The sequence below is a fragment of the Hymenobacter sp. UYAg731 genome, assembly GCF_054061335.1.
Genome location: NZ_JBSSEC010000002.1, coordinates 829,901 through 841,815 on the forward strand (window position 1 = coordinate 829,901; position 11,915 = coordinate 841,815).

Here is an 11,915-nt window from a genome sequence, read left to right on the forward strand (position 1 = left end):
CGAAAAACCTCATTGACCTGTAACGAAGGCTAACTATCGCCTAGTGCGCCTGCAGCCAGTTGCGGCCGCTGCCCACTTCCACTTCCAGCGGCACGCCGCGGGGCAGCAGCAGCGCGGTGGTCATCAGTTCTTTGATTTTGGGGGTGATGTAGGCCACTTCCTCGGCTACGGCGTCGAACACGAGTTCGTCGTGGACTTGGAGTATCATCTTGGTGCCCAGCTTCTCCTCGCGCAGCCAGGCGTGGATGTTAATCATAGCCATTTTGATGATGTCGGCGGCCGTGCCCTGGATGGGGGCGTTTATGGCGTTGCGCTCGGTATAGCCGCGCAGCGTGGCGTTGCGCGAGTTGATGTCGCGCAGGTAGCGGCGGCGCTTGAGCAGGGTTTCGGCGTATTCCAGCTCGCGGGCCCGGTTGATGCTGTCGTCCATGAACGCCTTCACCGACGGGAATTCCTGGAAGTACGTCTCAATAATGTCGGTGGCTTCCTTGCGGCTGATGCCGATGCGCTGGGCCAGCCCGAACGCCGAAATCCCGTAGATGATGCCGAAATTGACGGTTTTGGCCTTGCGGCGCATCTCCGAATCCACCTCCTCAATGGGGACGCGAAACACCTTGCTAGCGGTGCTAGAGTGGACATCGATGCCCAGGCGGAAGGCTTCAATCATGGTTTTATCGCCCGAGAAGTCGGCCATGATGCGCAGCTCCACTTGCGAGTAGTCGGCCGCGAGCAATACGTGCTGGTCGTCGCGCGGCACGAAGGCTTTGCGGATTTCGCGGCCCCGCTCCGTGCGGATGGGGATATTCTGAAGGTTGGGGTTGGTGCTGCTGAGGCGGCCGGTGGCGGCCACCGCCTGGTTGAAGCTGGTGTGTACGCGGCCGTCCACCACGCTCACGAGCTGGGGCAGGGCCTCCACGTAGGTGCTGCGCAGCTTGGTGAGCTGGCGGTATTCGAGGATGAGGGCGGCGATGGGATTTTCGGTGGCCAGCTGGCTCAGGATTTCCTCGCCGGTGGCGTACTGGCCGGTTTTGGTCTTCTTGACTTTGCCCTTGCCGATGTCCATCTTATCGAACAGCACCTCGCCCAGCTGCTTCGGCGAGCCAATGTTGAACTCCTGGCCGGCTTCGCGGAAAATCTGGGTTTCCAACTCCGCGATGTAGCCCTGCAGCTCGGCCGAATACTCGTTCATGGCCCCGGAATCAATCCGAATGCCCTCGTATTCGATGTCGGCCAGCACGGGCACCAGCGGGTTTTCCACGTCATTCAGCAGGCCCAGCAGGCCCAGGTCCTTCAGCATAGGCTCGAAGACGTGCTTGAGCTGCAAGGTCACGTCGGCATCCTCGCAGGCGTAGTCTTTCACGGCCGCCGGCGGCAGGTCGGCCATCGTGATTTGCTTCTTGCCTTTCGGGCCGATGAGGTCGGTGATGGGCACCGGCGAGTAGTGCAGGTAGGTTTCGGCCAGTACGTCCATGTTGTGGCGCATGTCGGGCTCGATGAGGTAGTGGGCCAGCATGGTATCGAACAGCGGCCCCGAAATCTGCACGTTGTAGTGCTTGAGAATGGTGAGGTCGTACTTGATGTTCTGGCCAATTTTCAGAATGGTTTTCGACTCGAAAAACGGGCAAAACTCATCCACAATGGCTTGGGTGGCTTCTTGGTCATCGGCCGGCACGGGCACGTAGTACGCCTCGCCCGGCAGCCAGGCGAAGCTCAGGCCCACCAGCCGCGCCGTCATGGTATCGAGGCCGGTGGTTTCGGTGTCGAAGCTCACTTCCTCCTGCTGCACCAGAAACGCGAGCAGCGACTGGCGCAGCTCCGGCGTGTCCATCAGGTGATACTGGTAGGGAACGTCCTCCAGCCGTTTGCGCGGGCCGCCGGGTGCCCCGAAGCCCGCAGTTTCGCCTTCCTCCGCGCCAATGGCTACGGCCGCGTCTTCGCTGCTGCCAAATAGCGAGGCCTGACCGCCGGGCACCAGTTTGGGCCGGCGGAGAGGGGTGCTGCCGGGCACGGCCACGCTGGCCGGCGTGCGGGCCGGGCCGCTGCCGCTCAAAATGCGGGCGGCCAGCTGCCGGAACTCCAGCTCCTCAAACAGCTCGCGCAGGGTGGCCTCATCGGGCGCATCGAGCACCAATTTATCGGCTTCAAAATCCAGCGGGACGTTGACGTGGATGGTGGCCAGCTCCTTGCTCATCAGGCCCTGCTCGGCGAAGTTGCGCACGTTTTCCTGCTGCTTGCCCTTCAGCTCGTCCACGTTAGCCAGCAGGTTTTCGACCGAGCCGTACTTCTGGATGAGCGTTTTGGCCGTTTTTTCGCCAATGCCGGGGATGCCGGGGATGTTGTCGGAGGCATCGCCCTGGAGGCCCAGAATGTCAATCACCTGCTCCACGCGCTCAATCTCGAAGCGGGCCAGCACATGGGCCACGTCCAGAATTTCGGCCGCGTTGCCCATGAAAGCGGGGCGGTATATTTTGATGTTCTCCGTCACCAGCTGGCAGTAGTCCTTATCGGGCGTCATCATAAACACCTCGAAGCCTTCCTTTTCTGCCTTCTGGGCCAGCGTGCCAATCACGTCATCGGCCTCAAACCCATCCATCATCAGAATGGGAATGTGGAAGCCCTGAATAATTTTCTTGATATAGGGCAGCGCAATGCCAATGTCCTCGGGCATGGCCTGGCGCTGGGCCTTGTACTCGGCGTACTGCTCGTGGCGGAAAGTCTTTTTCGGCCCGTCAAAGCACACGCCGATGTGGGTGGGCTTTTCCTTTTGCAGCACTTCCACCAGCGTGTTGGTAAAGCCCAGCACGGCCCCGGTGTTCATGCCCTTGGAGTTGATGCGCGGGTTTTTGCTGAACGCGAAGTGCGAGCGGTAGATGAGGGCGAAAGCATCGAGCAGGAAGAGCTTTTTGGGGGCAGGAGCGGCGGTGTCAGACATAAGGGCGAAGGTACGGAGTGGGCCTAGCGCAACGGCTAAATTCGGGACCAACACGACAAACAAAACGGTCCTGAAGACTGCAAAAAGCGCCGTCAGGACCGTTAGGCAACCTGTACTAAAAACTTACAGTGCCGGCTTCACTTCCAGCACCAGGCGCTGGCTAGCGGCCTGCCCATCGGCGGCCAGGCCTTGCAGCACCACGAGATAGCGGCCGGCCTGGTCGCCGGTGAAGAAGCTCAGCGTTTGGGGCTGGGAGCCGGTCGTGGTGATGTTTGGGTTCCAGTAGAGCAGGTTGCGCAGGTCGGGCAGGCGGCTTTGGGCGGTGGCGGGCGTATCGTAGCGCGGGGCGTAGAACTCGCGCTGGCGCTGCACGCCTTCGTAGTGCTCCACCAGCACCCGTGGGTCGAGCTGGAAGCCTTCCAGGTCGCCCTTATACGTGCTGAAGCTCACCACCCCATTATACACGGCCAGGCCCTGAAAGTACCGGCTGTCAACGACTTCCAGCTTCCGGATTTTGATGGAAGGCATGGCCATTATCCTGTTGATGTTGAACACCGGCACCCCGTCGAGCAGCACCATAGGGTTTTCGGCGAGCAGGGTCTGGTTCACCTTGTCGGCCACCAGGAAGTGGAAGCCGTCCTTCCGAATCCGGACCACCACGCCGGGCACGTACTCGCGCAGCACTTCCTCCAGCACTTTGAAGCGGGTGTATTTATCCAGCAGGTAGGTTTCGTCGGGCTTGCCATAGAAAGCCAGGCTGTCCACCCGTTCCGTCGCGTAGCGGTTGCGGTACTTGCCGAAGTACAGGTTCTGCACCTGCGTTTGCAAGTGCCGCTTCTCGTAGTCGGGCTGGAAGCGGGGCGTGAGGCCGTACGCCAGGTCCGGCCCGCTGCGGTAGCGCGTCGAAAACGGCTCCAGTACCTGAATCTGGCAGGTGCTGTCCTGCTGCGGGTCGGTTTGCACCACCAGGTCCTGGGGGCCGTCGAAGTGGTGCAGCTCAAACTGCACCCGGCCGTCGGCATCGCTCACGGCGTTGCTCAGGCGAATGATGCGGCTTGGCGAGGAGAGGTAGGTCATCACGCCCGGGCGCGGCGTGGCAGTGCCCGCCCGCGTGAGCCGGGCCTGCACCACGGGGCCGTTGGGCTCGGGCAGAAACCTGGGGGCCGGCAGCGACGGGGCCAGCACATCTTCCCACCGAAACCGGCTCCAGCCCTGGGTCAGCAGCAGGTTGTCGGTCGCTTCGGCATCGTTGGCGGTGAAATAATAGTCCGGGTTTTCCACGGGCCCCTTCAGCTCCGAGGTCAGGCCCAGGTACCGGTCAATGGCCAGCGCCGGCGTGGCCGCGAGCGAATCGAGCCGGTACACGGCCATCGAGAGGCTGGCGCTGGCTGCGGGGTCCGCGTCGGCCAGCGCCAGCTGCACCTGCACTTTTTCGCGCGGGCCGTACTGGGGCTTGTCGGCCTGGGCCGCAACGGCCAGGCCCGGCGTGGGGCGCTGGAAATACAGCCGCTCGGCCACGGGCTGCTGCGCTGTGTTGAACACGGTGAAGTGCGACACGCCGCCCAGCAATTGGTCGGGGCGGAAAACGAAGACGGCGTGGCCGTTCATCAGCTGCATTCGAGTAGCCAGGGCGGTTTGCTGCCGCGAGTGGGCCAGCAGAAACAGGGTTTCGGGCAGCCGCTGGGTGGCATCCACGGTGAGGGTGAGCTGGTTGGGCTCGCTGCGCTCCAGGTGCATCACGTAGCCCTGGGCGAAAGCGCGGGGTAGGGGCCGGCTGATGGTTTGGCCCGGCCCCAGCGTGAGCACCGCGGTGTAGGTGTCCAGGGCCGAGGCGGGCGTGAACAAAAAGCTGCCCATGCCCAGCCGCAGGGTGCTGAAGGTAGCCACCACGGCCCCTTTCTGGTTCAGCACTTTGCCGGTGGCCGCCACGCCGTGCCCGGCCTGGTCGGTTACTTTTAGGGCCACTTTGCTGCGCAGGCCCTGCACCAGGTTGCCGCCTTCCGGGAAAAACTGGGCTTCGTAAGCCACCGAGTCTTTGGCCGGGCGGGCCGCCGCGCCCGACGCGACAAAAGTGTTCAGCACCGTCACCGGGCCGTGGAAATAGGCTTCGGGGGCGAAGTTTTTCATCCAGCTCGTGTAGGCCCGCACCGTGTAGCTGCCCGAGGCCACCGAGGCCGGCACCACGAAGGAACCCTGCCCCACCGCGTTTTTCAAGGCAATTTTCGCCTGAAGCACGGGGCGGTTTTTGGCATCGAGCACTTCCACGTAGGCCACGCTGCTCAGCGTGAGCGGGCGGGAGTAGGTGCCGTCCACGGCGTATACTTTAAACCACATGGTTTCGCCGCTCAGGTACACGGGCCGGTCCAGGTGTAGAAACAGTTTTTCCTGCACGCGGGCTTTCTCGTAGCGGGCCAGCTGGCGCGGCAGGCTGGCCAAGGTATCGGCCTGGCCCCAGGCCGGAGCCGCGCCGGCCAGCCCGAGCAGGCCGGCCAAAAACAGGCCGGCGAAGGCCGGAAATCGCGGTTGGCGGAACGTAATGAAATGGCTAGTCATAAACAAAACACGAAAAACAATTTGATTACCAGAACGAGGGCCGGGCTACCGAGCCCCTGCGGCGGCAGTCCACGCAGTCCGGCGTCGAGATGAGGTAGGTTCCGGGAACCCTGCTGACCGGCACCGCATAGCCTGGGGCAAAAAACGGAATAGGTCTGATTTTGGGGTCCAGCGTATCGGGCGGGTAGCACCCGGCATAGCCATTGTTAAAGGGCCAGTCCAGCGGCAGTTGGCTGCGGTCGATGAAAATGCGACGCGCCGTCAGTGAGTGCGCGCCCACAAAGCCCAGGGCGGTTTCGTTCGCATCGCTCAGGCAATGCACGTTGCCGGTGAGCTGGCTGGGCTGCGGGTCGAAAAGGGTGCCCAGGCTCTCGGTGTTTTTGCGCAGGGCCTCCCAGTATTCGTACTCTTCCTTGGTGAGGGCGTGCTGCTGCACCAGAATGCTGTAGCGGCGGTAGAGCCGGTCGGAAGTACGGGCCAGGCGGCGCAGCAGTAGGTCGGCCACGACATCCTTGGTCAGCGCCGTGGTTTTGGCCAGCTGAATGGCCACTGCCCGCTCGTTGCCCCAGCACCGCGTGGGGTAGGGCACCCGAATGGGAATAATGGCATTGTTATAGAATTCAAGCTCAGGGCTGAGGGAGGGAATAATTTCCCAGGTTTCCTCGTATTCCCAGCGGTAGTAGCGGCTGGTGTTGGTGTCGTCGTGGGCACTGAGGTAAATGCCCAGGCCGGTGCTTTCGGGGCGGGCGTCCACCGCGTCGATGGGTGGCGTGGTCTTGGCGGGCACGAAGTCGGAGGCATACAGTACGCCCGCCGAGGTGGCGATGCGCAGGCGGTAGGTGCGGCCCGGCGCGAGGGCGAGGTAAGCCGAGGTGTAGGTGCCGGCGGCACCCTCGGCCAGCGGAAACCGGACCCCACCGGCATCTTCGATGTAGACCGTGGCCCGGGTGACGGCCGGCACTTTGGGCAGCGAGGAAATGGCAAACGTGCGCGAGAGCTTGATGCTGGTCACGCCCTGGCTGTTGATGAAGCCATCGACGACCAGAAAGCTGCGGGGCGAGGAAAGGACATCGGGCGAGTACGGGTCGACGCAGGCCGGCAGCAGCAGGAGCAGCAGCCCGGCCAGCAAGCGAGAAAAAAAGGCGGTGATACGCATCGATGAAAAGGAAAAGAGGGTGCAAAAGCCGCCGTCCGGAGCGGCTGGGCAAGTTTTCAGCAGCTTGGCCGGGCGTTGGGTGTGGCCTTGCGGCCGGGCTTACCAGAAAGCTGGCCGGTTAGACGAGCCCCGCCGCCGGCAGTCGATGCAGTCCAGGGTGGCCACCGTAATGCCTCCCCGTACTTCACTAACGGGCAGCACAAAGCCGGTACGCAGCAGCGGAATGACGTTGCCCTTGGCCGTATCGGGCGGCACGCAGGCCTCGTAGCCGCTCACGAACGGCCAGTCGAAGGGCAGCTGGCTGCGTTCGATGAAAATGCGCTTCTGGGCCAGCGAGTGCGCGCCCACGAAACCGAAGGCCAGCTCATCCTCATTGCTCAGGCAATGCACGTTGCCGGAGAGCTGGCTGGGCTGCGGGTCGAAGAGCGTGCCCAGGCTCTCGGTATTCTTACGCAGCTGTTCCCAATAGCTATACTCATCTTTGGTGAGGGCGTGCTGCTGCACCAGAATGCTGTAGCGGCGATACAGGCGGTCGGTGGAGCGGGGCAGGCGGCGCAAGGCAAAGCCGGACACCACGTCTTTGCTCAGTGCCTTGGTGGTAGTCAGCTGGATGGCGGCGGCCCGCTCATTGCCCCAACACCGGTCCGGGTAGAGCACCCGAATGGGCCGTAGCACGTTGTTGACGAACTCAATAGAAGGGCTGAAAGGCGGGATGATTTCCCAAGTTTCCTCGTACTCCCAGCGGTAGTATTGAGTGGCGTTGGTGTCGTCGTGGGCGCTGATATAAATGCCAAGGCCGGCGTTATCGGTCCGCCAGTCCACCGCATCAATGGGCGGGGTGGTTTTAGCGGGCACAAAATCGGAGGCGTAGAGCACGCCCGCAGGCGTGGCAATGCGCAGGCGGTAGGTGCGCCCCAGGATGAGGTTGAGGTAGGCCGAGGTGTACGTACCGGTTGCGCCCTCGGCCAGCGGAAAGCGCGCCCCGGCCGTGTCTTCAATGTACACCACGGCCTTGGTTTCGTTGGGTACCTTGGGCAGCGAGGTAACCGCGAAGGTGCGCGAGAGCCGGATTGTGGTCACGCCCACGCTGTTGATGAAGCCATCCACTACCAGAAAGCTGCGCTTGGCCGCCGGTATTTCGGGCGAATAAGGCTCGATGCAAGCCGGCAGCAGCAGAACCAGCAGCAAAGCCAGCCCCTGGGAAACCATTGAAAAGGCGGAACGCATGGCAGGCTAGAATTTGAAGTTATAAGTTACCGTGGGGATGGGCTGGCCGAAGATGGACAACTGGTACCCCTTAATCTGCCCGTTCACCGCCTTGAAGTAGATGGAGTACGGGTTGCGGCGGCCGGTGAGGTTGTACACGCCCAGCGTCCAGGAGCTGTGGGCCAGCTTCTTCACCTTGTGGCTGCCCTCAATGTTCAGGGCCAGGTCCACGCGGTAGTAGTCGGGCACGCGGTAGGCGTTGCGGTCCGAGTAGTACACGCGCAGCGAGTTGCCCACGTAGTACTCGGCCAGGGGCAGCGTGATGGGCCGGCCCGTGCTGTAGGTGAAGTTGAGCGAGGAGCTGAAGCGCCGGCTGAAGCGGTAGTTGCCCACCATCGTAAAATCGTGGGGCTTGTCGAAGTTGCTGGGGTAGTAAGCGCCGCCGTTGATGATGTCGGCCGGCGTGCCGGCGTTGGCCCGCACCAGCGAGCGGGAGTAGGTGTAGCTTACCCAGCCGTTAATCTTGCCCGTCAGCTTCTTCACAAATACCTCGACGCCATAGGCTTTGCCCTGGGCATTGATGATGTCGGTTTCGATGTGCCGGTTGAGCACCAGCGTGGCCCCACTCTTGTAGTCCACAAAATCGCGCAGCGACTTGTAGTACGTCTCAATAGAGGCCTCAATGGTGTTCGACTTGAAGTTGCGGTAATACCCCACCGAAACCTGGTCGCCAATCTGGGGGCGCACGTTGCCGTCGCTCAGCTTCCAGATGTCGGTGGGCGACACCGAGGCCGTGTTCGTGAGCTGGTGAATGTACTGGCGGGTGCGGGTGTAGCTCGCCTTCACCGACGACCGGTCGTTGAGCGAGTACCGCGCCGAGAGGCGGTATTCCGGGCCGTGGTACGTGGCCACGGTTTTGCCCGAAGCGTAGTGCAGGGTGTCGAGCAGGCTGTTTTCGGTGCGCGACTCGCCAGGAGCGTACTGGTACACGTCGCGCGGGCCCAGGGCCTGGTACAGCGAGTAGCGCAGCCCCAGGCTCAGCGAAAAGCGGGTGGTGATATCGAACCGGTCGGAGGCGTACAGGGCGCTTTCCAGGCCCTGCTCGCGGGGCAGCACGTTGGGCATCACCAGCGACTCGGGACCCACCGGCGTGAAGCTGCCCGGCGCAATGCGGTAGAGCTGCGAGCTCACCCCAAAGTCCACCGTGTGCCGGGAGTTGGGAAAAAAGCTGAAATCGGCCCGCAGCGCCGGCTGGTCAATGCTGTACTTTAACTCGTAAGCATTCACCTTGTTGCCAGTGCTGCTGATGTTGTAGTCATAGTGGCTGTACGCGCCAGTCAGCACCCCGTAAAACTTGTTGGTGAAGGTGTGCCGCCACTTCAGGCTGGCCGTCTGGTTGAGGTAGTGGTAGGTGGTGTCGCTGGCCAGCCGGAACCGGTCCGAGCTCATGTAGGCCGTGGCATACAGCGAGTTTTTGTCGTTGAACTCGTGGCTGACGTAGGCCGTGAAGTCATAGAACGCGGCCGAACTTTGGGCAAAGTTCTTGTCGTTCAGCTGTTTCAAAATCCAGTCGGAGTAGCTGGCGCGCCCGCTCACGATGAAGGCGCTTTTGTCCTTCACCAGCGGCCCTTCCAGCGTGAGGCGGCTGGTGAGCGGCCCGATGCCGCCCGAGCCGGCAAACTTCTTCTTGTTGCCCTCGCGGGTCGTAATGTCCAGCACCGACGACAGCCGCCCGCCGTACTTGGCCGGAATGGCGCTTTTATACAGCTCCACCGACTGCAGAATGTCGGGGTTGAAAGCCGAGAAAAAGCCGAATAAGTGCGACGGATTATACAGCGTCGCGTCGTTGAACAGAATCAGGTTCTGGTCCGTAGCGCCGCCGCGCACGTTGAGGCCCGTGCTGCCCTCGCCCACCGATTTCACGCCCGGCAGCGTGAGCACCACCCGCAGCAAATCGGTTTCGCCGAAGGCCGTGGGCACCTGCTTCATGGTCTTGATGTCAATCTTCTCCAGGCCCATCTGCATGCCCGACACGTTCTTGTCCTTTTCAGCCTCAATCACCACTTCCTTCAGGGTCACAATGTCTTCCTCCACCTCAATCTCCAGCTTGCCGTTGCCGCGCAGCACTACCTTGCGCACAGTGTTCTTGATGCCCACGCCCCGCACTTTCAGGTCGTAGCGGCCCAGGGGCAGCGTGAGGGAGTAGGAGCCAAACTGGTCGGTGCTGGCCCCCACGTTGGGCACTTCGGAGTAGATGGACGCGCCAATCACCGGCTCGCCCGACTTCAGGTCGCGCAGGTGGCCGGCCAGCGTGGCCCGGCCCGTGCCGCCGCTGCCAATCTCGTACACCTTGTACTCGGCCGCGCTCACGTAGCGCGAGCGGCCGGTGGGCGTGGCCGGCAGGTCATTGTTGTCGGGGCGCACGGCCACATCGGTGGCTTCCACCGGCTGGGGACTGAGAAAGTCGGCCATCACCATTGGCTCAATGGCCCGGCCCTGGTACACGAATACCCGGCCCTCGTCGTTGGTGGTGAAGCGGAATTTCGTGTTCAGCAGGGCCTGCTCCAGCACCGTGGCTACGGGCTGGCGCTGGGCCTGCACCGTCACAAACAGGCTGTCGACGGCCGCCGGGTCATAGTAAAAATGCAGGCCCGTCTGGGCCTCCACCTGGCCCACAAACTGCCCGAACGGCGTGTGGGTGAATGTGCCGCTCACCAGTTTGGGCGGTTGCTGCTGCCCGTGACCGGGCAACGCCAGCAGGCCGAAAAACACCAGCAGCATCAGGGTATACGCTTGCTTCATCGAAAAGGAAAAAAGGACGGGAAGGCTATTGGGGAAGAGGAACGGGCCACGGCCGCCGTTTTATTGCGGGGGCGGCAGCAGGCCCACGTAGTAGAGGGCCAGATGCACCGCGGAAGCATCGAAATCGGCCTTACCGAAGCGCAGGCCTTTCTCCCTGATGTGCTGTTGCACTTCTTTCTTATGGTCGGCAAAGGCCCGCAAAATGGCGCTTTTGCTATTGATGGGCGTGTAAACCCCCGCCTTTTGCAGAAAGAACTTATCGGCCGTGAGAAACTCCACGTTGAGGAAGCCTTGGGCCGGCACCTCCTGCAGGTTCTTGGCGCGCTTGGCCAGCAGCTGCAATTGGCTGTCGTCCACCAGCAGCTCGTAGAAGCCCGTGCTAATCACCCGGCTGGTGCTGCTATCCGCCACCAGCCGCACAAAGTGGTGGTAGTCAAGGGTGAACTCGCGCACCTGCTCGTTGATGAGCCGCAGGTTGAGCGGGCTGGTCGGCTGCGTGATTACCACCTGCTCCAGCACTACATCGTAGGCCAGCCGCAGGTTGGGGAAATAATGGTCGTTGTAGTACACGCTACCGGCCGTTTTCTCCGGCGTGGAAAAAAACTGGTGGCCGGTGCGGGCATGGTAGCGCAGGGAATAGTCCACGTACTCCGGCCCGTTGTAGAGTTGTGGCGGCCCCACAAAGGACTGGTTGTACCGGGCTTTGGCGGCTTCCACGGCCGCTGTTAGGGGCTCGGGTGCCGGGCGCTGCTGGGCCAGGGCACCGCGCCCCAGCAGGCCCAGAAGCGCAAGCAAGGAAATGTAGCGTGTTTTCATGGTTTGAGAAAGGGTGGCACCGTGGCCCGGGCCGCCACGCAGGCACCCGGAACGCGAAGGGAAGGAGGCGAAAGAACATGGCCTGCCCGGTCTCGGCGCACGGTGGTGGCCGGAGGAGGGGAGCGGGCGTGCAACGACGCAAAAAAAGCAGGGGAGGAAAGGCAACCGGCTGAAATGCACATCGGGGTAGCGACTACAGTATCAACCTAAAAGCCGAAGATAACGAATGGCCGATGAGGGAGCCTCCAAAGGCCATCGTGCGTGCCCGTGCGGAGCCATTAATTATTCATTGGCAGCAATCCAACTGCTGAGTCCCCAATCCCGTCGAGTGCGTTTTGCCTGAATGCGAACGAATTGGAGGCGGTAAAATTGTGGGCTGGCCAGTCCGGTATTTTTGCTGCCCGCAATTCGTTCGCATTTTTTTAATCCCGTTCTGCGGAACAGGAGCCG

General features: G+C 62.2%; 6 protein-coding genes. All 6 read right to left on the reverse strand.

What is annotated here, in order from left to right; all coding sequences use genetic code 11:
* Window positions 1–40: 40 nt before the first annotated feature.
* A complete protein-coding gene (gene polA / locus ACVWYF_RS07935; RefSeq protein ID WP_457066375.1) occupies window positions 41–2,932 on the reverse strand; it encodes a DNA polymerase I in 2,892 nt (963 codons plus the stop codon).
* A 123-nt stretch (window positions 2,933–3,055) separates the two neighbouring features.
* The gene (locus tag ACVWYF_RS07940; RefSeq protein ID WP_457066377.1) at window positions 3,056–5,485 is read right to left on the reverse strand and encodes an MG2 domain-containing protein; all 2,430 of its coding nucleotides are present in this window, start codon (window positions 5,483–5,485) and stop codon (window positions 3,056–3,058) included.
* Window positions 5,486–5,510: 25 nt separating this feature from the next.
* Window positions 5,511–6,641, reverse strand: coding sequence for a DUF4249 domain-containing protein (locus ACVWYF_RS07945; RefSeq protein ID WP_457066379.1), 1,131 nt, complete (start codon window positions 6,639–6,641; stop codon window positions 5,511–5,513).
* Between the two features lie 99 nt (window positions 6,642–6,740).
* A complete protein-coding gene (locus tag ACVWYF_RS07950; protein WP_457066381.1) occupies window positions 6,741–7,868 on the reverse strand; it encodes a DUF4249 domain-containing protein in 1,128 nt (375 codons plus the stop codon).
* Between the two features lie 6 nt (window positions 7,869–7,874).
* Complete coding sequence (locus ACVWYF_RS07955) at window positions 7,875–10,649, reverse strand: TonB-dependent receptor (RefSeq protein WP_457066383.1); 2,775 nt, start codon at window positions 10,647–10,649, stop codon at window positions 7,875–7,877.
* 60 nt (window positions 10,650–10,709) lie between these two features.
* Complete coding sequence (locus tag ACVWYF_RS07960; RefSeq protein WP_457066385.1) at window positions 10,710–11,465, reverse strand: hypothetical protein; 756 nt, start codon at window positions 11,463–11,465, stop codon at window positions 10,710–10,712.
* Between the last annotated feature and the right edge of the window lie 450 nt (window positions 11,466–11,915).

What these genes read in the sequence shown, in the direction of transcription:
- polA (WP_457066375.1), bottom strand. Translation starts at nt 2,932, where the DNA reads ATGTCTGACACCGCCGCTCCTGCCCCCAAAAAGCTCTTCCTGCTCGAT.
- ACVWYF_RS07940 (WP_457066377.1), bottom strand. Translation starts at nt 5,485, where the DNA reads ATGACTAGCCATTTCATTACGTTCCGCCAACCGCGATTTCCGGCCTTC.
- ACVWYF_RS07945 (WP_457066379.1), bottom strand. Translation starts at nt 6,641, where the DNA reads ATGCGTATCACCGCCTTTTTTTCTCGCTTGCTGGCCGGGCTGCTGCTC.
- ACVWYF_RS07950 (WP_457066381.1), bottom strand. Translation starts at nt 7,868, where the DNA reads ATGCGTTCCGCCTTTTCAATGGTTTCCCAGGGGCTGGCTTTGCTGCTG.
- ACVWYF_RS07955 (WP_457066383.1), bottom strand. Translation starts at nt 10,649, where the DNA reads ATGAAGCAAGCGTATACCCTGATGCTGCTGGTGTTTTTCGGCCTGCTG.
- ACVWYF_RS07960 (WP_457066385.1), bottom strand. Translation starts at nt 11,465, where the DNA reads ATGAAAACACGCTACATTTCCTTGCTTGCGCTTCTGGGCCTGCTGGGG.